Genomic DNA, 22333 nt, shown 5'->3' with positions numbered 1-22333 from the left:
TAATCGGCGGCGATATTCAGTACATCAAGCCCCGTTGATTTATATTCTCTCGTGGAAAGTAAGAAAAAAGCCGCTCTAATAAGTTCTGGCATTGACGAAAGCGCATCAGCCGCATCATCAGGAACGCCGGAAAATTCCTGTTTCAGGGAATTAAAACGATCATCAAGCATAACCCCCCCATTTTCACAATCAGTAATCAGGATGGTTTTAGCCTCATTCAGTGCCATATCAGCACTAAATTGCATAACAGCCAGTGAGTGAGGAACGAAAGCCCCGGCATATTCTGTTTCGCTGGTGGCGTGCTTATGTGCCCTGTCCGCGATAACAGAAATATCAATCAGCGCGTGCATCAGCGTTTTGATGGCTTCGGCGGCTGCGTCCGGTGTGGTTTTATTGTGCATAAAGCATCCCCTGAATACTCGTGTTAATCATTCCGGCACGTTTTGTGATTTCCTGTAATGATTCCCTTGTGGCGACAATTGCTTCATCTGGTAAGTGGTAATTACACACCACGCGACCTTTATCCACATTGACCAGTAGCTGCCCTGTGAATTTCTCACGAAACTGAATGCGGTTAAGGTCAGTAAGTGACAGATTAATCATGGCGCACCTCCTGACGAATACGGGCGGCAAATACAGCAACACAACCGGACGGGCAACGGCTACGCGCTTCGCGTTCCGTCCAGGCGGTTACGTGGATGATTTGAGATTCTCCGGCACTCAGTGCCAGAAAACGCCACACAAAGGCAGTTTGTGTGTGTACAAGGTGTGGTATATGATTTACAGCAACCATAACGGCTCCTAGTTTACGTTGTTGGTTAGAAGCCCCGTATGTGTTCCAGCACTGCGGGGTTTCGTCTTTTCTGTACCTTGCATTAACAAGGTGTAAGACACAATGTAAAATAACGGTGTCTTACACGTCAACCCTTCAAAATATTTTTTTTTCGTGTATATTGTCTTACACCAAAAACATGAGGGGTTAAACATGGCAACGGGTCCAAAGAATGCAAAATCACAATCTGTAACTGCACGTATTGCCCATGAAATTATTGAAGGCATGGAGAACGTGAAAGAAGAAGGTGAAAGCACGGGGCAGTTTATAAACGCAGCCATGCGCGGCGAAATCAAACGCCGCCAGCGCCGCAAGACCAAAGAATCAGAATAATCACCATCAGCGCCGTGGCGTGAGGTACTACGGCGCATTGCTTTACAGGGCAGTACCATGACCAACAACACACTATCACCAATACAAGACACGCAGACGCAAGAAGATGAAATCATTCGGCAAAGGCAGTTAGAAACCTGTGCTCGCCTTGAAGCCGAACTGGCTAATCCTCTGAATATCCAACTAATACCGATAGAAATGAAACCTGGACTATTCGCGTTGGAGGCATTTTTAGCAAGCTGCCCACGGCGGCTAAAGTCCCGTAAGAATCGCCCGCCAGGATGAGTACACAAAACCGAACTATGAAACGGATTATTCCGTTTCCGGGGCGTTTGTGTGTGTATAAAGAGTAAGCTATGCTCTTTTATAGCCATAATCGTTACCTCAATTAATGGTTTGGTTAGACGCCCCGTATGTGTTCCCATCACTGCGGGGCGTTGTTTTTTGTGCTAGTTGTGTGTAATGTGTATATACACATAAACACATTATATGGAGTGTAATTGACGTGTCAACACACAAAAATGAAAGGCGTGGTAATCCTCCTTTCCAGTTCCGTTTAGATCCTGACTTACGGGAAAAGATGGAAAAAGCACAACAACAAGACGGTGATGACTCTTTAGCAGCTTGGATAAAACGAATAATCCGAAAAGAATTACAGCAACGCGGTATTGAACCCAAAGAATAAAAAACATCAGCGCCGTGGCGTGAGGAACTCCGGCGCATTGCTTTACAGGTACACACAATGACCAATAAAGAATCAACCAATACACCATCGCAAAAAACGAACAGAGAGCACGAAAATATGGCGCTCGAGCATGAATCAGAAAGATTCGCTCCATGCGCTTTTGTCCTTGATGAGTTTCTAAAAAAATATTCACGTTCTGAACGGATGAAAATGGCAGCACAATACGGCCCCAACAAGCAAGGTAATTGCCCACCAGCCTGATAGCGGCTATCATTCCCGTGCTTATGTTTGGGATCACATACACATAAGGCGCAGCAGGTTAATTGTTCAGAAAGGCGGCTCCATATCGGGGCCGCTTTTTTTATGCCTGAAAAACCCCAATTTTGTTGTTTTTCAGTTTCACCAGGGCGAACGAATCCCCGCCCACGTTCGGGCGCATATTCAATCTTCATAGTTATATCTCTGTATTAGTGGATGTGTGGCGACTGTGTGCCGCCAGTCTTTTTAGTGAACTGCCTTGCAGCTATCCTTCCAGGCCAAAACCTCAGATAAAGACCAGCCAACAGAACGCCCACCAAGTTTACGACGTGATGGGAATTGTCCGGCCTTTTCCAGGCGGTAGCGGCATGAGCGGCTAAGGCCTGTTAGCTTTTCGCATTCTTTTTCACGTATAAACCGATCAGTGCTTAACACTATTGCCCCCTTTCGTTTCTTAAAGAGTTATTTCGTGTTCTATTGCGTTGGGATGTGTCTGATTGTGTCAGGATGATTCAGAGTTGGCAAATGTTGGTGTCGCATGGTTTACAGAAAGAGGAATAATCAGGATAAAATCATTTAAATTCATGTTAATACAAAGGCATAAAATCTTGTTTTATGCCTTTTTTCGCACGCTTTAACGCGTAATTCACTAATGTATAAAAAACCAGCTGAGCATTAAAAATCAGCAACTTACAAATCTGTATTCTTTTTGGCCTCTTGTTCGTGATTGTGTCACGTTGTTGCACATTGTTTCACGTTGTATCTGTGCACTTATCCAGTATGCGCATACTGAAAAAACACGAAAAAAATTATTTTATTCTGGTTACTGGTAGCGTGGTTACGTTTTCATGTGTTCCCGCCAGTATCTCCAACCGCTCCACCCACATATCAAGCGCATTGCGTTTCGCATCAATATAGCGGGAATGGTTGTACACGCGTTGCATTCCTGGCATCTGGTGGCCTGTAAGCTGCTCCACGACGTGAGGATCAACGCCTAAATCGTTCAGCATGGTTGTAAAGGTGCGCCGGATGTCATGCAATGACCATTGAGGGTGTTTTAGCCTCCTGTGCGCTAATCTGCCGTACTGCGATACGCTGGTTTCCTGTTTCACTTCCCCCAGCAATAAGCCCGTGTGCCTGTTCTGCTCCACCAGCTGCGTGACGAACGGCAGTATCGCTTCCGGTATGGGCCGGAATATGGCTACCTTCGTTTTGCTGTGCTCCTTCGGAACGGTCCAGAGCATTTCGGTAAAATCCCACTCGCCGATCTCCGATAACCTCAGTTCTACTGTCCGGCATCCGAAAACAATCAGGAGGCGGATTAGTGCGACGTAGTAAGGGGAAAATATTTTTTTGTCCAGTGCCTGCAATAATTCGCCAAGTTCTTTGTTACTTAAGACACGCTCACTTATATCCGGTTTTTTCCCAACGTCCGCCACACTCATATCATCAAGAACGTTGCTGATTGCATAGCGCCGCTTCCTGCAGAACTTAAGCGCCTGCTTGCATGTCTGTAGCAGGAACCCGGCGGAAACAGGGGCTTTCTTTGCCACCCGATCAAAACAGGCCAGCCAGTGCCGTAGCTCGCATTTATCCAGCGGCATAGGGCCAATGTGCTGTATTACGTGATTATTTAGCCGCTTTTTCAGTGGGTCATAATCCACACGGTTTTCCTTTGCGTACGACTCAAGCCAGTAGGTGAGCGCATCGCCAACCGTTACCGGCTTTAACGCTTCCTGTACGGTGTAATTCATTTCATGACGTGGATTTTTCCCCTCTGCCAGCCATGCGCGACACTGGGCGGCTTTTTCCCTGGCTGATTTCAGGCTCAGATCAGGATAATTTCCCAGCTTAATGCGTTCCGGTGGTGCCCCCCTTCCCGTTCCGGCCCTGTAAGTGAAATACCAGGTTAAAAGGCCACTGGTTGAATGCCTGACGCTCAGGTTTCCACCGTCATTAAGAAAGGCTGTTTTTTGGGCGGGTGTGCCGTTGATTTTCCTCAGCTGTGTATCGCTCAGTTTGTTAAGTGCTCTGCTCATAATTTTGAATCCGGTCATCACAATTAACTACACCATTAACTACACCGATCGTTGCACAAAGGGCTACAACGTGAAACAAGCTGGAACAAGAAAAATCACAAATCTGTTTATAATCAAAAACATAACGCACAACCTGAAACATTATGAAACGGCAAAAAACACTAATTGATAAAATATGTCCATACTTCACGCATTACGTTAAGCATCCGTTATAATCGGTTGCAGATACCAGCCTGTGGATGCTTAACATGGAATACCAACTCACTCTTAACTGGCCCGATTTTCTTGAACGTCACTGGCAGAAACGCCCGGTGGTGTTAAAACGCGGCTTTAATAATTTTATTGACCCGATCTCTCCAGACGAGTTGGCGGGTCTGGCGATGGAAAGCGAAGTTGACAGTCGACTGGTCAGTCACCAGGATGGCAAATGGCAGGTCAGCCACGGCCCGTTCGAAAGCTACGATCATCTCGGTGAAACCAACTGGTCATTACTGGTACAGGCAGTGAACCACTGGCATGAGCCGACCGCCGCGCTGATGCGACCGTTCCGTGAACTACCGGACTGGCGTATTGATGATCTGATGATCTCTTTTTCTGTACCGGGCGGCGGCGTCGGCCCGCATCTCGATCAGTACGACGTGTTTATCATTCAGGGTACCGGTCGTCGTCGCTGGCGAGTGGGCGAAAAGCTGCAAATGAAACAGCACTGTCCGCACCCGGATCTGTTACAGGTCGATCCGTTCGAAGCCATCATCGATGAAGAGCTGGAGCCTGGCGATATTCTTTATATTCCGCCAGGATTCCCGCATGAAGGCTACGCGCTGGAAAATGCGATGAACTATTCCGTGGGTTTTCGCGCGCCGAATACGCGGGAACTGATTAGCGGATTTGCCGATTATGTGCTGCAACGTGAACTGGGCGGCAACTACTACAGCGATCCGGATGTTCCACCTCGCGCTCATCCTGCGGATGTTCTGCCGCAAGAGATGGATAAACTGCGTGAGATGATGCTCGAATTGATCAACCAGCCGGAACACTTTAAGCAATGGTTTGGCGAGTTTATATCCCAGTCACGTCATGAACTGGATATCGCGCCGCCGGAACCGCCTTATCAGCCAGATGAAATCTACGATGCGCTGAAACAAGGTGATGTGCTGGTGCGCCTGGGTGGTCTGCGCGTATTGCGCATTGGCGACGACGTGTATGCCAATGGTGAGAAGATCGATTCCCCGCACCGTCCGGCACTGGATGCACTCGCCAGCAACATTGCGCTGACTGCGGAGAATTTTGGCGATGCGCTGGAAGATCCGTCATTCCTCGCGATGCTCGCGGCGCTGGTCAATAGCGGGTATTGGTTCTTCGAAGGGTAAGTTTGGATTTAAGCCGGATGCGGCGCTGATTGCGCCTTATCGTGCCTACATGCACTGAACGCCTGTAGGCACGATAAGTATGTGGACCAGTATCAATATAACGGTTTCATCCCGGTAATTGGCAGTCCACATACGCATCGGGCAATCACGACTTCCGTTGCGCCGTTAACTCGGCAATACGGACAATCACCTGCACCGCTTTTTCCATACCTTCCAGAGTCACAAACTCATGCTTACCATGATAGTTGTAACCGCCAGTGAACAGGTTCGGGCACGGTAATCCCATAAACGACAACTGCGCGCCGTCGGTACCGCCGCGGATCGGTTTCAGTTCCGGTTCAATATCGCAGTCACGCATCGCCTGCTGGGCGATATCGATAATATGCGGATGCTCAACCACTTTCTCGCGCATATTGTAGTAACTGTCTTCAATCACCAGTTCAATGTAGCAATCAGGATGTAACCCTTTGCCCACTTTTTTGGCGATCTCCATCATTTTACGTTTACGCGCTTCAAACTGTTTACGGTCGAAATCACGGATGATGTAGTGCATATCGGCTCGGTCAACGGTGCCTTTCATGCTCGCCAGGTGATAGAAACCTTCATAGCCTTCTGTCATTTCCGGGCTTTCATCCGCCGGAACTTCCGCATGAATACGTGCCGCCAGCGACAGCGCATTTACCATCACTCCTTTCGCCGTGCCCGGATGAACATTGTTACCGACAATTTTGATATTGACCGATGCGGCGTTGAAGTTTTCAAACTCCAGTTCGCCTACGCCACCACCGTCAACAGTGTAAGCCCAGCGGGCATCGAAGGCATCAACATCAAAATGTTTCGCCCCTTTGCCCACTTCTTCATCCGGGGTAAAGGCGACGCGAATATCACCATGCGGAATGTTTTTCTGTTGCAATACCGCCAGCGCGGTCATGATTTCTGCAATACCTGCTTTGTCATCGGCACCTAACAAGGTTTTACCATCGGTGGTAATCAACGTCTGACCCAGTAGCTGATGCAGCACCGGGAACATAACCGGTGATAAAACTTCATCGCCGATACCCAGCGCAATATCGCCACCGCGATAGTTTTCAACAATTTGCGGATTCACATTTTTGCCGCTGCAATCCGGTGAGGTATCCACATGAGAAATAAAGCCAATCGCCGGGATATCGCCAGGGACGTTAGCCGGTAACGTCGCCATCAAAGTGCCCTTCTCACTTAAGGTCACATTGATAAGCCCCATCTCTTCGAGCTGCTCTTTCAGCAGATGCAATAACTTCCATTGGCCTTCCGTGCTGGGAACCTGTCTCACCCCTGCTTTTGATTGGGTATCCAGAGACACGTAGTTCAAAAATCGCTCAAGTAGTTTATCCATGTAGTCACCCTCACTTTTTGTGACAACATTATTAAGAAGCAAGAAAAGACAAATATTGCGTCAGGTCACTTTTACCCCTGCAAGCGGGAATATTTATCAGCATTACCTTAATGAATATAAAGCTAAGCCAGTAATTCACAACAAAGATTGGCGATTCAAGCGGTTTGCCGTAGAATTACCGCCCTCATTAAGAGTCACCAAGGTGGTTAACCACAAACCCCGCATCGGTAAGCCATCCGTTGCGTTTACATGGGACAGAGTAAAAAATTGAATAAACAACCGAGTTCGCTTTCACCGCTGGTGCAATTGGCGGGAATTCGCAAATGCTTTGATGGTAAAGAGGTCATTCCCCAGCTGGATCTGACTATCAACAATGGCGAGTTCCTCACGCTGCTTGGCCCTTCTGGCTGCGGTAAAACAACCGTTCTTCGCCTGATTGCAGGTCTGGAAACTGTTGATTCCGGACGCATCATGCTGGATAACGAGGACATCACCCACGTTCCGGCGGAAAACCGCTATGTGAACACTGTTTTCCAAAGCTACGCACTTTTCCCCCACATGACCGTGTTCGAAAATGTGGCCTTTGGGTTGCGCATGCAAAAAACCCCCGCTGCTGAAATTACGCCCCGCGTTATGGAAGCCCTGCGGATGGTGCAGCTGGAAACCTTCGCTCAACGTAAACCGCATCAGCTCTCTGGTGGTCAACAGCAACGCGTCGCCATTGCCCGTGCGGTGGTTAACAAGCCTCGTCTTTTGTTGCTGGATGAGTCGCTCTCAGCGCTGGATTACAAACTGCGTAAGCAAATGCAGAACGAGCTGAAAGCGTTACAGCGTAAGCTTGGTATTACCTTCGTCTTTGTCACTCACGATCAGGAAGAAGCGCTCACCATGTCAGACAGGATTGTGGTGATGCGCGAGGGTCGTATTGAGCAAGATGGTACACCGCGCGAAATTTACGAAGAGCCGAAAAACCTGTTTGTTGCCGGCTTCATTGGCGAAATCAATATGTTTAACGCCACTGTCATCGAACGTCTAGACGAGCAGCGCGTACGCGCCAACGTTGAAGGCCGCGAATGTAATATCTACGTTAACTTCGCCGTTGAACCGGGGCAAAAACTGCATGTTCTGCTGCGCCCGGAAGACTTACGTGTTGAAGAGATTAACGACGACAACCACGCTGAAGGGCTGATTGGTTACGTTCGTGAGCGTAACTACAAAGGCATGACGCTGGAGTCGGTTGTTGAACTGGAAAATGGCAAGATGGTGATGGTCAGCGAATTCTTCAATGAAGACGATCCTGACTTTGACCACTCTCTCGACCAAAAAATGGCCATTAATTGGGTAGAAAGCTGGGAGGTCGTACTGGCTGATGAAGAACACAAGTAAGTTCCAGAATGTAGTGATTGTCACTATTGTCGGTTGGCTTGTGTTGTTTGTCTTTCTGCCCAACCTGATGATCATTGGCACCAGCTTTTTGACCCGCGACGACGCCAGTTTCGTAAAAATGGTCTTTACGCTGGATAACTACACGCGTCTGCTCGATCCGCTCTATTTTGAAGTGCTATTGCACTCGCTGAATATGGCGCTGATCGCCACCCTCGCCTGCCTGGTGCTGGGCTACCCGTTTGCCTGGTTTCTGGCGAAGCTGCCACACAAGGTGCGTCCGCTGCTGCTGTTTCTGCTGATTGTTCCCTTCTGGACCAACTCATTGATTCGTATCTACGGGCTGAAAATTTTCCTCAGCACCAAAGGCTATCTCAACGAGTTTTTGCTCTGGCTGGGCGTTATCGACACACCAATCCGTATCATGTTCACGCCCAGTGCGGTGATTATCGGTCTGGTTTACATTCTGCTGCCGTTTATGGTGATGCCGCTGTACACCAGTATCGAAAAACTGGATAAGCCGTTGCTTGAGGCGGCGCGCGATCTCGGTGCCAGCAAGTTACAGACTTTTATCCGTATCATTATTCCACTGACGATGCCGGGAATTATTGCCGGATGTCTGCTGGTGATGCTGCCAGCGATGGGCCTGTTCTATGTATCCGACCTGATGGGCGGTGCGAAAAACCTGCTGATCGGTAACGTCATCAAGGTACAGTTCCTCAATATTCGTGACTGGCCATTTGGTGCAGCCACCAGCATTACGCTGACTATCGTAATGGGCCTGATGTTGCTGGTTTACTGGCGCGCTTCTCGTCTGCTGAATAAAAAGGTGGAACTCGAATGATCGGTCGACTGCTTCGCGGCGGTTTTATGACCGCTATCTACGCGTACCTGTATATCCCAATCATTATTTTGATTGTGAACTCCTTTAACAGCTCGCGCTTTGGCATCAACTGGCAGGGTTTTACCACCAAATGGTATAGCCTGCTGATGAACAACGACAGCCTGTTACAGGCAGCGCAGCATTCACTAACAATGGCGGTGTTTTCGGCGACATTTGCTACGCTTATCGGTTCACTGACGGCAGTTGCGCTGTACCGTTATCGCTTTCGTGGTAAGCCGTTCGTTAGCGGAATGCTGTTTGTGGTGATGATGTCACCAGATATCGTGATGGCGATTTCTCTGCTGGTGCTGTTTATGCTGCTGGGTATTCAGCTTGGCTTCTGGTCGCTGCTGTTCTCGCATATCACCTTCTGCCTGCCGTTTGTGGTGGTGACGGTGTATTCGCGCCTGAAAGGTTTTGACGTGCGGATGCTGGAAGCGGCGAAAGATCTCGGTGCCAGTGAATTTACCATTCTGCGAAAAATCATTCTGCCACTGGCAATGCCTGCGGTGGCGGCGGGCTGGGTGTTAAGCTTTACCCTGTCGATGGACGATGTGGTAGTTTCTTCGTTCGTCACCGGACCAAGTTATGAAATTCTGCCGTTAAAAATTTATTCGATGGTCAAAGTCGGCGTATCGCCGGAAGTTAACGCGCTGGCAACCATATTACTGGTGCTGTCGCTGGTGATGGTTATTGCCAGCCAGCTTATTGCTCGTGATAAAACGAAAGGTAACACAGGGGACGTTAAATGAAAAAATGGTCACGCCACCTGCTCGCGGCGGGTGCTCTGGCACTGGGCATGAGCGCCGCTCACGCCGATGACAACAACACGCTGTATTTCTACAACTGGACCGAGTACGTGCCGCCAGGACTGCTTGAACAGTTCACCAAAGAAACCGGTATTAAGGTTATCTATTCGACTTACGAGTCGAACGAAACCATGTACGCCAAGCTGAAAACGTACAAAGACGGTGCCTATGACCTGGTGGTTCCTTCAACCTATTACGTCGATAAAATGCGTAAAGAAGGGATGATCCAGAAGATCGACAAGTCGAAGTTAACGAACTTCAGCAATCTCGATCCAGACATGCTCAACAAGCCGTTTGACCCGAATAACGATTACTCCATTCCGTATATCTGGGGTGCGACGGCGATTGGTGTTAACGGTGATGCGGTGGATCCGAAATCTGTCACCAGCTGGGCCGATCTGTGGAAGCCTGAGTACAAAGGCAGCCTGCTGTTGACCGACGATGCCCGTGAAGTGTTCCAGATGGCGCTGCGTAAGCTGGGCTACTCCGGTAACACCACCGATCCGAAAGAGATTGAAGCTGCATATAACGAGCTGAAAAAACTGATGCCAAACGTCGCAGCGTTTAACTCCGATAACCCAGCTAACCCGTACATGGAAGGCGAAGTTAACCTCGGCATGATCTGGAACGGTTCTGCTTTCGTTGCACGGCAGGCGGGTACGCCAATTGACGTGGTGTGGCCGAAAGAAGGCGGCATTTTCTGGATGGACAGCCTGGCGATCCCGGCAAATGCCAAAAACAAAGAAGGCGCGCTGAAATTGATCAACTTCCTGCTGCGCCCGGATGTGGCAAAACAGGTTGCTGAAACTATCGGTTATCCAACGCCAAACCTTGCGGCGCGTAAGCTGTTAAGCCCGGAAGTGGCGAACGATAAAACGCTCTACCCGGATGCTGAAACCATTAAAAATGGTGAATGGCAGAATGACGTTGGCGCAGCCAGCAGCATTTATGAAGAGTATTATCAGAAGCTGAAAGCAGGACGTTAATTCAGCAAGCGGGCGGTGGCATTACCGCCCGTTTTTTATTTAGCAAGGATGTGGCTAATGAGTCAGGACAGTAAAGTGTTATCCCGCGCTTTTCTCGGTATCGGTCTGATATTGCTCGTTATTTCTGCAATCATCTTTTATTACCATTTTACTTTTACCAAAAGCGCGGTTCATACAGAAGGAATCATTGTTGATGCCGTTTGGTACAACAATCACTCAAACGACGTCGATGATAATGGTTCCTGGTATCCAGTGGTTGCCTTTCGCCCTACGCCAGATTACACGCTAATTTTCAATTCGAATATCGGTAGTGATTTTTATGAAGATAGCGAAGGTGACAGAGTCAATGTCTATTATCCGCCAGGGCATCCAGAACAAGCCGAAATAAACAATCCCTGGGTTAATTTTTTTAAATGGGGCTTTGTTGGCATAGCAGGCATTATTTTCGGTAGTGTCGGTCTGATAATCACGCTCCCCTCCACCAAAAAATCTCGCAGGAAACGGAAGTCCCGCCCATGAAAAAATTCATTATACTGCTCAGTTTACTGATACTCCTGCCTCTGGTAGCAACCAGTAAGCCATTGATTCCAATAATGAAGACACTTTTTACGGATGTTACCGGTACTGTACCGGATGCTGAAGAGATCGCACGTAAAGCCGAGCTTTTTCGCCAACAAACGGGAATTGCACCGTTTATTGTGATTTTACCCGACATTAATAATGAAGCCAGTCTCAGACAAAATGGTAAAGCGATGCTGGCGCATGCGTCATCTTCATTGAGTAATGTAAAAGGAAGTGTTCTGTTACTATTTACTACCCGCGAACCACGGTTAATTATGATCACCAACGGCCAGGTTGAAAGTGGTCTGGACGATAAACATCTCGGCCTTCTGATAGAAAATCACACGCTGGCTTATTTAAATGCAGATCTCTGGTATCAGGGAATCAATAATGCATTGGCTGTTCTACAAGCACAGATATTAAAACAACCGACGCCGCCACTGACGTATTATCCGCATCCAGGACAACAGCATGAAAATGCTCCCCCCGGCAGCACCAACACATTAGGTTTTATCGCCTGGGCTGCGACGTTTATCTTATTTTCCTGGATCTTTTGCTACACGACTCGTTTTATTTATGCGTTAAAATTTGCAGTGGCGATGACTATTGCCAATATGGGTTATCAGGCTTTATGTTTGTATATCGATAATAGCTTTGCGATTACCAGAATATCGCCACTCTGGGCAGGGCTAATTGGTGTCTGTACGTTTATTGCCGCATTGTTATTGACGAGTAAACGATAAAAGAGGCCGGAAAAGTGCGCGTGTATTATGCCGGATGGGGCGCGAACGCCTTATCCGGCCCACAAAACCCGCAAATTCAATTAATTGCGTCCCCTTGTAGGCCTGATAAGCGTAGCGCATCAGGCAATGCTTCCTGCTTTATAATCCCTTCAGCAACTTTTCAACAAACTCAGGCACCACCTGGCTTGCCGGGCCGTAATATTTCTCGGCAAATTCATTACCGACCTGACTTGGTTCGAGATTCAGTTCCACGGTGTGCGCGCCATGCAGTTTCGCTTCGTGAACAAACCCAGCCGCCGGATAAACATGCCCGGAAGTACCAATGGCAATGAAAATATCAGCCATCGACAACGCCATATAAATTTCATCCATGCCGAGTGGCATTTCGCCAAACCAAACGACGTGCGGGCGCAAGGGTGCCGGGAACTGGCAACAATGGCATTTATCTTCTGGCGTAACGTCTCCGGTCCAGTCGAGAACCTGACCACTTTGCGAACAACGAACTTTCAGCAATTCCCCATGCATATGAATGACATTGGTATTACCTGCGCGTTCATGCAGGTTGTCTATATTCTGCGTTACCAGCAAAAAGCGATCGCCGAGGGCGTCTTGCAGTTTAGCCAGCGCAAGATGCGCGGCGTTAGGCTGAATTTCTGGCTGCTGCAGCTGTCGACGACGGGCGTTATAAAACGCTTGCACCAGTTCAGGATCGCGATCGAAACCTTCCGGCGTTGCCACATCTTCAACCCGATGTTCTTCCCACAGGCCATCTGCGGCGCGAAAGGTACGAATACCTGATTCCGCAGAAATCCCTGCCCCTGTCAGTACGAGTACTCTTGGTTTTTCCATTGCTTCCGGCACCACTTTATCTCTGAAAAAAATACGCTGACGCAAACGCTCGCGCAGGCGGCGTTTATTTTTACGAAAACGACTTAACCGATGACCCCGACGCGACAGCATAGCAACCTCTGTTGTTTAATCGGTTAGATGTAGGAAGGCCGCACCACGCATTCCTCCCGCATCACCGTGGCGCGCGCGTTCAATGCGCGGAACACGAGCTACAGGTAAGAGATGACGAGGCAGCCTGTCCGCCAGTTGCGCTGTGATTGCCGGGAAATTCGATAAGCCACCACCAATGATGACCAGGTCAGGGTCAACAATGGTCAGGATATTTCCCAGACAAACCGCTAATAAATCCAGATAACGCTCAACGTGCGCCCTTGCCTGCTCATCGCCTTGATCATAAAGCGCAATAATTTCGGGAGCCTGCAACGGTTGATGATAATAGTGTTGATACAGCCACGCAAAACCGCGACCAGACAGATAATTTTCAATGCAGCCATGCTGACCACAGCCGCAGCGGCGTAACGGGAAATCCAACCCCATCATGGTTAACGCATCAACCGGCAGACGCATATGGCCAAACTCGCCGGTAATGTAGCTTTTACCGGTAATCGGTTTGCCGTTGAAAATCAGCCCGCCGCCAACGCCGGTGCCGAGAATCAACCCCATCACCAGTGGATATTGAGTAAATTCATCATCCCAGGCTTCTGAAAGGGCAAAACAGTTGGCATCGTTATCAAGGCGTACATCGCGATCAAGACGTGCGCTCAGGTCGGCACGCAGCGGTTTACCGCTGGCAGCGGGGACATTGGCGGCATACAGCGTACCATCTTCTGTTTCCGGCATTCCCGGAATACCGATGCCGACAGAACCTTTACAGCCAAAACGTTGGTCAGCTTCAGCTACCAGCTCACACACTGCATCTAAAAATGCGTCATAGCTGTCACGCGGTGTCGGCACCCGCTTTTCCCACTGCAACTGCCGACCGCTATCAAACACGCCAAGCGCAATTTTTGTTCCACCAATATCAAACCCGTAATACATTGCCGCTCCTTGTTTTAATGTACTGCCTTTACTGGCCGCTAAGGACTCGCGCAGGGTCAATATTACTGGCGCGCCGCGCCGGATACCAACTTGCCAAAAGACTCAGCAACAATGCTGTGACCAGTACGTAGAAGACGTCCAGCCAGTGCAATTCCGATGGCAGGAAATCAATAAAATAGATATCGCTGGAGAGGAACTGATGACCGATCAACTTTTCAATCCACTCAATAATCGGGGTAAGTTGCAGTGAAACCACCACACCGATAATCACCCCACACAGGCTGCCGAACAGCCCTGCCAGCAATCCATACCAGACAAAGATGGCGCGAATTAAACCATCTTTCGCCCCCAGCGTTCTTAATACTGCGATATCGCCACTCTTGTCTTTCACCGCCATCACTAAGGTGGAGACGATGTTGAAACAGGCCACGCCAATCACCAGTACCATCGCCAGATACATAATGGCGCGGATCATCTGGATATCGCGATACATATAGCCGTAAGTACCAATCCAACTTTTAATATAAACATAGCTGTTGGTCACTTCACCCGCATCGCGTACCAGCTTATTGGCGTTGAAAACATCCGTCATTTTAAGGGCAATACCTGACACGCTGGAACCCATATCAAGATATTGTTGGGCATCCGCCAGCGGGATCATGGCAAAACTGTGATCGAGTTGACCACTCAACTGCAAAATACCGGCAACGTGCAAACGCACACGTTTTGGCTGCATCAGTTTATGCTCGGGATTCGAGTTGGGGATCATAATCGACACCCAATCCCCCTGCTTCACTTTCAGCGCATCCGCCACGCCTTTGCCGATGATAATTTGCTGTTCGCCCGCTTTAAAATTGCGCCACGCATCGCCCTGGACAAACGAGGGTAATGCGCTCAGACGCTGTTCCTGTTGCGGGTTAACGCCCTTCACCTGGATTGCGCGAAGATTCGCGCCACTTTCCACCAGCCCGGTGAAATTGATATACGGCGCAGCGGCGGCAATACCCGGCACTTTTTGCACGTGATCCAGTGCTTCCTGCCAGTTAGTCCACGGCTGATCCACCGCCTCGATTTCACCATGCGGCACCACCGCCAGAATACGGTTGTTCAGTTCGCGTTCAAAGCCGTTCATCGCGCTTAAGCCGACGATCAATACCGCCACGCCGAGGGCAATGCCAATGGTAGAAATGACAGAGATTAGCGACACCATGCCGCCGCGTCGCCGTCCGCGACTAAAACGCAGGCCAATTAATAACGATAAAGGCATCGCCATTACTCCGCCCCCATCAGGCTCAGTTCCGCCGTCAGACGACCATCACGCATTTCTAACTGGCGGCTCATACGTTTCGCCAGTTGCAGGTCGTGAGTAACCACCAGGAAGGCGGTGCCCTGCAAGCGATTCAATTCCCCAAGCAACTGGAAGATGCTGTCGGCGTTACGCGCATCGAGGTTACCGGTAGGTTCATCCGCCAGTACCAGGCGCGGGTTATTCACCAGCGCACGGGCAATCGCCACACGCTGGCGTTCGCCGCCAGAAAGTTCAGATGGGCGGTGATTCGCACGATGCTCCAGCCCCACCGCTTTTAACATCTCAAGTGCACGGCTGTTGATTTCAGCGGGCTTTTTCTTGCCAATCAGCAGCGGCATAGCCACGTTTTCCAGGGCGGTAAAATCCGGCAGCAGGTGGTGAAACTGATAAATAAAGCCCAGCTTCTGGTTGCGCAGCTCTGCTTTCGCCGCCGAAGACAGTTTGCTCATCGGTTGACCGTTAAAGATCACATCGCCGGAGGTTGGCGTATCCAGCCCGCCCAACAAGTGCAGCAAGGTGCTTTTACCGGAACCAGAGCTACCGACGATCGCCATCATTTCACCTTCGCCGACGCTGAAACTGACATTGTGCAGCACATCGGTTTGCACACTGCCTTCCTGATAGCGTTTGCACAGGTTGTCGCATTGCAACAGGATCTTATTCATAACGTAAAGCCTCAGCGGGTTGAGTGGCGGCAGCGCGCCATGAAGGGTAAAGCGTAGACAGCAGCGCGATAGCCATCGCCACCAGCGCAATAACAATGACCTGTAAAGGTTCGATAGCGACCGGCAGCGCCGCGCCATCAAGCAGGACGCCGATTATCGGCATCAGATTATTTAACTGGCTGGCAAGCAGTGCGCCAAGCGCCGCACCGAGGATCGCACCGATAATCCCGGCGCTGGCCCCTTGCACCATAAAGACCATCATGATTTGTCGCGGAGTTAAGCCTTGCGTTTGCAGGATCGCGACTTCGCCCTGCTTCTCCATTACCATCAGCCCTAGTGAGGTAATAATGTTAAACGCCGCAACGGCGACAATCAGGCTCAGCAGCAAGCCCATCATATTTTTTTCCATGCGTACGGCCTGGAACAGCTCGCCTTTACGGTCACGCCAGTCCTGCCATTTGCTGCCTTCAGGCAGTTTTTGCTGACTTAAAGAGTCAACTTTCAGCGGCTCATCCAGCCACAAACGCCAGCCGGTAATATTGCCTGCCGGATAACGCATCAGACGCGAGGCATCCTCAATATTCACCAGCATTTCATAGCCATCGACTTCACTGTTGGCGGCGAAAGTGCCAATCACATTGAACAGGCGCTGGCTTGGAATACGCCCCATCGGCGTGAACTGGCTGGCAGATGGTACCATCACGCGGATTTGATCACCGCGATTAACGCCTAGCTGTGAGGCAAGTTGTTCGCCGAGGATGACATTATATTTCCCCGGCTCGAGGTCAGTTTGTTTCACATTGACCAGATACGGTGTAAGTGGATCTTTTTGCGCCGGGTCGATACCGAGCATCACCCCGACCGCCACGCTGCGCGCGCTTTGCAGTACCACATCACCGGTAGTAATAGGTGCGACGCGATTAACGCCGTCCAGTTTGACTGCCGTTTCCGGGAGTTGCTGCGGGTTAAGAGAGCCATGCTCAGAAGAGAGAATTGCCTGTGGCATCAGGCCAAGGATGTTGTTTTGCAGCTCGCGCTCAAAGCCGTTCATCACTGACAATACTGTGACCAGCGCCATCACCCCGAGGGTAATGCCGATGGTAGAAAGCCAGGAGACGAAACGACCGAAGCGATCCGCTGCACGCCCACGCATGTAACGCAGGCCAATAAATAGAGCGACAGGTTGGTACATGAAATCCGTCTGGTTGCTGTAGCAAAGACACGAGTATATAAGCGAAAGCAAGATGGGTAAACGTCTGAACTGTAAGTGATCGTCAGGGCTAATCTGAAAAGCCCCCGTAAATCAATCGGCTAAATTGCCATGTTTTATCATCAATCTTGCCGCCTGATCTTAATCTGAAAAATCATCCAATACAGACAGATACCCATTACACCTCGGGTCATAACCCGCAGGATCAACCGCATGTAAATTAAAAAAGAGCGTGTTGTCCTGATGAAACAAAAAGAGCTATGGATTAACCAGATCAAAGGGTTATGTATTTGTCTGGTGGTGATTTATCACTCGGTCATTACCTTTTATCCGCATCTGACCACTTTTCAGCATCCGTTATCGGAAGTCCTGAGCAAATGCTGGATCTATTTCAATCTTTACCTTGCCCCCTTTCGTATGCCGGTTTTTTTCTTTATTTCCGGCTATTTGATTCGCCGCTATATCGACAGCGTACCGTGGGGAAATTGTCTCGATAAACGGATCTGGAACATCTTCTGGGTGCTGGCGCTTTGGGGCGTGGTGCAGTGGCTGGCGTTAAGTGCGCTGAACCATTGGCTGGCACCTGAGCGCGATTTAAGCAATGCCTCCAATGCCGCTTATGCCGATTCCACCGGTGAGTTCCTGCACGGGATGATCACCGCCAGCACCAGCTTGTGGTATCTGTATGCGTTAATTGTCTATTTCGTGGTATGTAAAATTTTTAGCCGTCTGGCGCTGCCACTATTCGCCTTGTTTGTACTGTTGAGTGTGGCGGTTAATTTCGTTCCCACGCCGTGGTGGGGAATGAACAGTGTGATCCGCAATTTGCCTTATTACAGCCTTGGCGCATGGTTTGGCGCAACAATAATGACCTGTGTTAAAGAGGTGCCGTTGCGCCGCCATCTGCTGATGGCTTCTTTGCTTACCGTTCTGGCGGTCGGTGCCTGGTTGTTTACTATCTCGCTGCTGTTGTCGCTGGTATCGATTGTGGTGATCATGAAGCTGTTTTATCAATACGAGCAACGATTCGGTATGCGCTCCACCAGCCTGCTGAATGTGATTGGCTCCAACACCATTGCTATCTACACCACCCATCGCATTCTGGTTGAAATATTCAGCTTAACTCTGCTTGCGCAAATGAACGCAGCACGCTGGTCGCCGCAAGTCGAACTGACACTCCTGCTGGTTTATCCCTTTGTCAGTTTGTTCATCTGTACTGTTGCGGGCTTGCTGGTAAGAAAACTTTCACAGCGTGCATTCAGCGATCTGTTGTTCTCCCCGCCTTCACTGCCCGCTGCCGTCAGTTACTCCCGCTAAGCCATCGCCCCAGCCGGGGCGATTCAATTTGCTAAACCATGTCGATTACGGATAATGAACAGCATTGCTTATCAGAGATATGCCCCCATATGTTGAGGCATATCCTAACGAGAATCTGACAACCGTTATGCCTGAACAATATCGTTATACGCTGCCCGTCAAAGCGGGTGAGCAGCGTCTGCTGGGCGAGTTAACCGGCGCAGCCTGTGCAACGCTGGTAGCGGAAATTGCCGAACGTCACGCCGGTCCGGTGGTACTCATTGCACCAGATATGCAAAATGCTCTGCGTTTGCATGATGAAATCAGCCAGTTCACCGATCAGATGGTGATGAATCTGGCGGACTGGGAAACTCTTCCCTACGACAGTTTTTCGCCTCATCAGGACATTATCTCCTCGCGCCTTTCCACCCTTTACCAGCTACCGACGATGCAGCGTGGCGTACTGATTGTTCCGGTGAATACGCTTATGCAGCGCGTTTGCCCACACAGTTTTCTCCACGGTCATGCGCTGGTGATGAAAAAAGGTCAGCGCCTGTCACGAGATGCATTACGAACCCAACTGGACAGCGCCGGTTATCGCCATGTTGACCAGGTGATGGAGCACGGCGAATACGCCACGCGCGGCGCGTTGCTGGATCTCTTCCCGATGGGGAGTGAGCTGCCTTATCGTCTTGATTTTTTTGATGATGAAATCGACAGCCTGCGGGTGTTTGACGTCGACAGCCAGCGCACGCTGGAGGAAGTAGAAGCGATCAATCTGCTGCCCGCGCACGAATTTCCGACCGATAAAGCGGCAATTGAACTGTTCCGCAGCCAGTGGCGCGATACCTTCGAAGTGAAGCGCGATCCGGAACATATTTACCAGCAAGTGAGTAAAGGCACATTACCTGCCGGGATCGAGTACTGGCAGCCATTGTTCTTCAGCGAACCACTGCCGCCGCTGTTCAGTTATTTCCCTGCCAATACCTTGCTCGTGAATACTGGCGATCTGGAAACCAGTGCCGAACGTTTCCAGGCTGACACGCTGGCGCGTTTTGAGAATCGCGGCGTCGATCCGATGCGCCCGCTGTTGCCACCACAATCGCTCTGGCTGCGGGTGGACGAGCTCTTCTCAGAGCTGAAAAACTGGCCCCGGGTGCAGCTAAAAACTGAACATTTACCGACAAAAGCCGAGAATGCCAATTTAGGTTTCCAGAAACTGCCAGACCTGGCCGTTCAGGCACAACAAAAAGCGCCGCTGGATGCGCTGCGTAAGTTCCTCGAGACTTTCGACGGTCCGGTGGTGTTCTCGGTAGAAAGTGAAGGTCGCCGTGAAGCGCTGGGTGAACTGCTCGCACGAATTAAAATTGCTCCGCAACGCATTATGCGTCTTGATGAAGCCAGCGACCGTGGGCGTTATCTGATGATTGGCGCTGCCGAACATGGTTTTGTCGATAAGGTGCGTAATCTGGCGCTGATCTGCGAAAGCGATCTGCTCGGTGAACGTGTTGCCCGCCGTCGTCAGGATTCTCGCCGCACCATCAACCCCGATACACTGATCCGTAACCTTGCGGAGCTGCATATTGGTCAGCCGGTGGTCCATCTGGAGCACGGTGTCGGGCGCTATGCCGGAATGACCACGCTCGAAGCGGGCGGCATTACTGGCGAGTATTTGATGCTCACCTATGCCAACGACGCCAAACTGTATGTTCCGGTGTCGTCACTGCATCTGATTAGCCGTTACGCAGGTGGCGCGGAAGAAAACGCCCCGCTGCATAAACTTGGCGGCGATGCGTGGTCACGCGCGCGGCAGAAAGCGGCGGAAAAAGTGCGTGATGTGGCGGCGGAATTGCTGGATATCTACGCGCAACGCGCCGCCAAAGAGGGCTTCGCGTTTAAACACGATCGTGAGCAGTATCAGTTGTTCTGCGACAGCTTCCCGTTTGAAACCACGCCGGATCAGGCGCAGGCCATTAATGCGGTACTTAGCGACATGTGTCAGCCGCTGGCAATGGATCGTCTGGTGTGCGGCGATGTTGGCTTTGGTAAAACAGAAGTGGCGATGCGCGCCGCTTTCCTGGCAGTAGATAACCACAAGCAGGTGGCGGTGTTGGTGCCTACCACCCTTCTCGCGCAGCAGCATTACGACAACTTCCGCGACCGTTTCGCCAACTGGCCGGTACGTATCGAAATGATCTCCCGTTTCCGCAGCGCCAAAGAGCAGACGCAAATCCTTGCGGAAGTGGCGGAAGGGAAAATCGATATTCTGATCGGTACGCACAAACTGCTGCAAAGTGACGTCAAGTTTAAAGATTTAGGCCTGCTGATTGTCGATGAAGAACACCGCTTCGGGGTGCGTCATAAAGAGCGCATTAAAGCGATGCGCGCGAACGTGGATATTCTGACGCTTACTGCAACGCCGATCCCACGCACGCTGAATATGGCAATGAGCGGAATGCGTGACCTGTCGATTATCGCCACGCCGCCCGCCCGTCGTCTGGCAGTTAAAACCTTTGTCCGTGAGTATGACAGCCTGGTGGTCCGGGAGGCGATCCTGCGTGAAATTTTGCGCGGGGGGCAGGTTTATTATCTCTACAATGATGTGGAAAACATCCAGAAAGCTGCCGAACGGCTGGCAGAACTGGTGCCTGAAGCACGGATTGCCATCGGTCACGGGCAGATGCGCGAGCGCGAACTGGAACGGGTGATGAATGATTTCCATCATCAACGTTTCAACGTGCTGGTTTGTACCACCATTATCGAAACCGGGATCGACATCCCGACAGCCAACACCATTATCATTGAACGTGCGGATCACTTCGGTCTGGCGCAGCTGCACCAGTTACGCGGTCGCGTCGGACGTTCGCATCATCAGGCATATGCATGGTTGCTGACACCGCATCCAAAAGCGATGACTACCGATGCACAAAAACGTCTTGAAGCGATTGCCTCGCTGGAAGATCTCGGGGCAGGTTTTGCGCTGGCAACGCACGATCTGGAGATTCGCGGCGCGGGTGAACTGCTTGGCGAAGAACAAAGCGGCTCAATGGAAACCATCGGTTTCTCGCTGTATATGGAGTTGCTGGAAAACGCCGTCGATGCACTGAAAGCCGGACGCGAGCCGTCGCTGGAAGATCTCACCAGCCAGCAAACAGAAGTCGAGCTGCGGATGCCGTCGCTATTGCCAGATGATTTCATCCCTGACGTGAACACGCGTCTGTCGTTCTACAAACGTATTGCCAGCGCCAAAACGGAAAACGAACTGGAAGAGATCAAAGTCGAGCTTATCGATCGCTTCGGCCTGCTGCCGGATCCGGCGCGTACCCTGCTGGATGTTGCCCGTCTGCGCCAGCAAGCGCAGAAACTGGGGATCAGGAAGCTGGAAGGTAATGAGAAAGGCGGGGTGATCGAATTTGCCGAGAAGAATCACGTTAATCCGGCCTGGTTGATTGGTTTGCTGCAAAAACAGCCGCAGCATTACCGCCTTGATGGTCCGACGCGCCTGAAATTTATTCAGGATTTGAGTGAGCGGAAAACGCGTATCGAATGGGTACGCCAGTTTATGCGTGAACTGGAAGAGAACGCGATCGCTTAATGGTAAATCGGGGGCGTTTCTGCGCCCCCATCTGCAACATTTACAAATTCTTTGCACTTCCCTGCACTATCCGACACTGTCACCATCCATAATTCAGGCTTATCTGTTTATTAC

The 22333-nt window shown here is 50.4% G+C and carries 23 protein-coding genes; 12 read left to right on the top strand and 11 right to left on the bottom strand.

The features are described from left to right. The 3 genes from E0D98_RS11700 to E0D98_RS11690 all read right to left on the bottom strand — a co-directional run. Positions 1-401: hypothetical protein (locus tag E0D98_RS11700; protein ID WP_096955499.1), on the bottom strand; the 401-nt coding region annotated here is incomplete at its 3' end. Beyond that, entirely contained in the window at positions 391-603 is a 213-nt protein-coding gene (locus tag E0D98_RS11695; RefSeq protein WP_047091603.1) for a hypothetical protein, read from the bottom strand. The genes E0D98_RS11700 and E0D98_RS11695, both read right to left, overlap by 11 nt. Then, entirely contained in the window at positions 596-793 is a 198-nt protein-coding gene (locus tag E0D98_RS11690) for a host cell division inhibitor Icd-like protein (protein ID WP_024201884.1), read from the bottom strand. The genes E0D98_RS11695 and E0D98_RS11690 overlap by 8 nt, the downstream gene beginning before the upstream one ends. A gap of 192 nt (positions 794-985) precedes the next feature. Here E0D98_RS11690 and E0D98_RS11685 point away from each other — a divergent pair, with 192 nt between their 5' ends. The 3 genes from E0D98_RS11685 (at position 986) to E0D98_RS11670 (ending at position 2111) form a co-directional block, all read left to right on the top strand. Beyond that, positions 986-1165 carry a YlcI/YnfO family protein gene (locus E0D98_RS11685; protein ID WP_000190551.1) on the top strand — a complete coding sequence of 60 codons (180 nt, stop codon included), beginning with the start codon at positions 986-988 and terminating at the stop codon, positions 1163-1165. A gap of 505 nt (positions 1166-1670) precedes the next feature. Continuing rightward, entirely contained in the window at positions 1671-1850 is a 180-nt protein-coding gene (locus E0D98_RS11675; protein WP_000103621.1) for a hypothetical protein, read from the top strand. 57 nt (positions 1851-1907) lie between these two features. Further along, positions 1908-2111: a hypothetical protein gene (locus E0D98_RS11670; protein ID WP_000182306.1), complete on the top strand. Its 204-nt coding sequence runs from the start codon at positions 1908-1910 to the stop codon at positions 2109-2111. Between the two features lie 243 nt (positions 2112-2354). Here the strand turns inward: E0D98_RS11670 and E0D98_RS11665 are convergent, their stop codons facing one another. Together E0D98_RS11665 and E0D98_RS11660 are read right to left on the bottom strand one after the other, a co-directional pair. Next, complete coding sequence (locus E0D98_RS11665; protein ID WP_000953271.1) at positions 2355-2543, bottom strand: AlpA family transcriptional regulator; 189 nt, start codon at positions 2541-2543, stop codon at positions 2355-2357. 374 nt (positions 2544-2917) lie between these two features. Beyond that, entirely contained in the window at positions 2918-4147 is a 1230-nt protein-coding gene (locus E0D98_RS11660; protein ID WP_032326825.1) for a site-specific integrase, read from the bottom strand. A gap of 248 nt (positions 4148-4395) precedes the next feature. On the opposite strand from E0D98_RS11660, the gene roxA reads away from it, so the two are divergent. Next, a complete protein-coding gene (roxA, locus tag E0D98_RS11655) occupies positions 4396-5517 on the top strand; it encodes a [50S ribosomal protein L16]-arginine 3-hydroxylase (protein ID WP_001295435.1) in 1122 nt (373 codons plus the stop codon). 145 nt (positions 5518-5662) lie between these two features. Here roxA and pepT read toward each other — a convergent pair whose 3' ends face one another. After that, complete coding sequence (gene pepT, locus E0D98_RS11650; RefSeq protein WP_000359438.1) at positions 5663-6892, bottom strand: peptidase T; 1230 nt, start codon at positions 6890-6892, stop codon at positions 5663-5665. Between the two features lie 249 nt (positions 6893-7141). Between pepT and potA the strand changes: the two genes are divergently transcribed. From potA to E0D98_RS11620, 6 genes are read left to right on the top strand one after another with little or no spacing between them, the layout of a single operon-like run. Beyond that, complete coding sequence (gene potA / locus E0D98_RS11645; protein ID WP_000531601.1) at positions 7142-8278, top strand: spermidine/putrescine ABC transporter ATP-binding protein PotA; 1137 nt, start codon at positions 7142-7144, stop codon at positions 8276-8278. Further along, complete coding sequence (potB, locus tag E0D98_RS11640) at positions 8262-9119, top strand: spermidine/putrescine ABC transporter permease PotB (RefSeq protein ID WP_000799409.1); 858 nt, start codon at positions 8262-8264, stop codon at positions 9117-9119. Before potA ends, potB begins: the two co-directional genes overlap by 17 nt. Then, positions 9116-9910 (top strand): spermidine/putrescine ABC transporter permease PotC, encoded by a 795-nt coding sequence (potC, locus tag E0D98_RS11635; RefSeq protein ID WP_000580316.1) that lies wholly within the window; start codon positions 9116-9118, stop codon positions 9908-9910. The genes potB and potC overlap by 4 nt, the downstream gene beginning before the upstream one ends. Then, complete coding sequence (potD, locus tag E0D98_RS11630; protein WP_000759317.1) at positions 9907-10953, top strand: spermidine/putrescine ABC transporter substrate-binding protein PotD; 1047 nt, start codon at positions 9907-9909, stop codon at positions 10951-10953. The genes potC and potD overlap by 4 nt, the downstream gene beginning before the upstream one ends. A gap of 57 nt (positions 10954-11010) precedes the next feature. Beyond that, the gene (locus E0D98_RS11625) at positions 11011-11472 is read left to right on the top strand and encodes a DUF3592 domain-containing protein (protein ID WP_000076381.1); all 462 of its coding nucleotides are present in this window, start codon (positions 11011-11013) and stop codon (positions 11470-11472) included. Then, positions 11469-12257 carry a TPM domain-containing protein gene (locus E0D98_RS11620; RefSeq protein WP_000713472.1) on the top strand — a complete coding sequence of 263 codons (789 nt, stop codon included), beginning with the start codon at positions 11469-11471 and terminating at the stop codon, positions 12255-12257. Before E0D98_RS11625 ends, E0D98_RS11620 begins: the two co-directional genes overlap by 4 nt. 138 nt (positions 12258-12395) lie before the next feature. Here the strand turns inward: E0D98_RS11620 and cobB are convergent, their stop codons facing one another. Genes cobB through lolC form a run of 5 tightly spaced genes read right to left on the bottom strand, consistent with a single transcriptional unit; the run spans position 12396 to position 17310 of the window. Beyond that, positions 12396-13217 (bottom strand): Sir2 family NAD+-dependent deacetylase, encoded by an 822-nt coding sequence (cobB, locus tag E0D98_RS11615; RefSeq protein ID WP_000952736.1) that lies wholly within the window; start codon positions 13215-13217, stop codon positions 12396-12398. A gap of 15 nt (positions 13218-13232) precedes the next feature. Further along, complete coding sequence (nagK, locus tag E0D98_RS11610; RefSeq protein ID WP_000291267.1) at positions 13233-14144, bottom strand: N-acetylglucosamine kinase; 912 nt, start codon at positions 14142-14144, stop codon at positions 13233-13235. Between the two features lie 28 nt (positions 14145-14172). Further along, positions 14173-15417 carry a lipoprotein-releasing ABC transporter permease subunit LolE gene (lolE, locus tag E0D98_RS11605; RefSeq protein ID WP_001251348.1) on the bottom strand — a complete coding sequence of 415 codons (1245 nt, stop codon included), beginning with the start codon at positions 15415-15417 and terminating at the stop codon, positions 14173-14175. After that, entirely contained in the window at positions 15417-16118 is a 702-nt protein-coding gene (gene lolD, locus E0D98_RS11600) for a lipoprotein-releasing ABC transporter ATP-binding protein LolD (protein WP_001033695.1), read from the bottom strand. Before lolD ends, lolE begins: the two co-directional genes overlap by 1 nt. Beyond that, a complete protein-coding gene (lolC, locus tag E0D98_RS11595; protein ID WP_000284714.1) occupies positions 16111-17310 on the bottom strand; it encodes a lipoprotein-releasing ABC transporter permease subunit LolC in 1200 nt (399 codons plus the stop codon). Before lolC ends, lolD begins: the two co-directional genes overlap by 8 nt. 261 nt (positions 17311-17571) lie before the next feature. On the opposite strand from lolC, the gene E0D98_RS11590 reads away from it, so the two are divergent. Together E0D98_RS11590 and mfd are read left to right on the top strand one after the other, a co-directional pair. Then, positions 17572-18645 (top strand): acyltransferase family protein, encoded by a 1074-nt coding sequence (locus E0D98_RS11590; RefSeq protein WP_000810235.1) that lies wholly within the window; start codon positions 17572-17574, stop codon positions 18643-18645. 127 nt (positions 18646-18772) lie between these two features. Then, on the top strand, positions 18773-22219 hold the full coding sequence (gene mfd, locus E0D98_RS11585) for a transcription-repair coupling factor (protein ID WP_047089247.1): 3447 nt from the start codon (positions 18773-18775) through the stop codon (positions 22217-22219). Positions 22220-22333 lie beyond the last annotated feature (114 nt).

Origin of the sequence: Escherichia sp. KCJ4928 (assembly GCF_004352695.1) — a bacterium.
In the GTDB taxonomy this organism is placed as follows: domain Bacteria; phylum Pseudomonadota; class Gammaproteobacteria; order Enterobacterales; family Enterobacteriaceae; genus ECMA0423.
This window is presented reverse-complemented; position numbering and strand designations above follow the sequence as displayed.

What these genes read in the sequence shown, in the direction of transcription:
- E0D98_RS11620 (WP_000713472.1), top strand. Translation starts at nt 11,469, where the DNA reads ATGAAAAAATTCATTATACTGCTCAGTTTACTGATACTCCTGCCTCTG.
- lolC (WP_000284714.1), bottom strand. Translation starts at nt 17,310, where the DNA reads ATGTACCAACCTGTCGCTCTATTTATTGGCCTGCGTTACATGCGTGGG.
- E0D98_RS11670 (WP_000182306.1), top strand. Translation starts at nt 1,908, where the DNA reads ATGACCAATAAAGAATCAACCAATACACCATCGCAAAAAACGAACAGA.
- cobB (WP_000952736.1), bottom strand. Translation starts at nt 13,217, where the DNA reads ATGCTGTCGCGTCGGGGTCATCGGTTAAGTCGTTTTCGTAAAAATAAA.
- E0D98_RS11625 (WP_000076381.1), top strand. Translation starts at nt 11,011, where the DNA reads ATGAGTCAGGACAGTAAAGTGTTATCCCGCGCTTTTCTCGGTATCGGT.
- mfd (WP_047089247.1), top strand. Translation starts at nt 18,773, where the DNA reads ATGCCTGAACAATATCGTTATACGCTGCCCGTCAAAGCGGGTGAGCAG.
- E0D98_RS11695 (WP_047091603.1), bottom strand. Translation starts at nt 603, where the DNA reads ATGATTAATCTGTCACTTACTGACCTTAACCGCATTCAGTTTCGTGAG.
- lolE (WP_001251348.1), bottom strand. Translation starts at nt 15,417, where the DNA reads ATGGCGATGCCTTTATCGTTATTAATTGGCCTGCGTTTTAGTCGCGGA.
- E0D98_RS11685 (WP_000190551.1), top strand. Translation starts at nt 986, where the DNA reads ATGGCAACGGGTCCAAAGAATGCAAAATCACAATCTGTAACTGCACGT.
- potD (WP_000759317.1), top strand. Translation starts at nt 9,907, where the DNA reads ATGAAAAAATGGTCACGCCACCTGCTCGCGGCGGGTGCTCTGGCACTG.
- potB (WP_000799409.1), top strand. Translation starts at nt 8,262, where the DNA reads ATGAAGAACACAAGTAAGTTCCAGAATGTAGTGATTGTCACTATTGTC.
- E0D98_RS11590 (WP_000810235.1), top strand. Translation starts at nt 17,572, where the DNA reads ATGAAACAAAAAGAGCTATGGATTAACCAGATCAAAGGGTTATGTATT.
- pepT (WP_000359438.1), bottom strand. Translation starts at nt 6,892, where the DNA reads ATGGATAAACTACTTGAGCGATTTTTGAACTACGTGTCTCTGGATACC.
- potC (WP_000580316.1), top strand. Translation starts at nt 9,116, where the DNA reads ATGATCGGTCGACTGCTTCGCGGCGGTTTTATGACCGCTATCTACGCG.
- roxA (WP_001295435.1), top strand. Translation starts at nt 4,396, where the DNA reads ATGGAATACCAACTCACTCTTAACTGGCCCGATTTTCTTGAACGTCAC.
- nagK (WP_000291267.1), bottom strand. Translation starts at nt 14,144, where the DNA reads ATGTATTACGGGTTTGATATTGGTGGAACAAAAATTGCGCTTGGCGTG.
- E0D98_RS11690 (WP_024201884.1), bottom strand. Translation starts at nt 793, where the DNA reads ATGGTTGCTGTAAATCATATACCACACCTTGTACACACACAAACTGCC.
- potA (WP_000531601.1), top strand. Translation starts at nt 7,142, where the DNA reads ATGGGACAGAGTAAAAAATTGAATAAACAACCGAGTTCGCTTTCACCG.
- E0D98_RS11660 (WP_032326825.1), bottom strand. Translation starts at nt 4,147, where the DNA reads ATGAGCAGAGCACTTAACAAACTGAGCGATACACAGCTGAGGAAAATC.
- lolD (WP_001033695.1), bottom strand. Translation starts at nt 16,118, where the DNA reads ATGAATAAGATCCTGTTGCAATGCGACAACCTGTGCAAACGCTATCAG.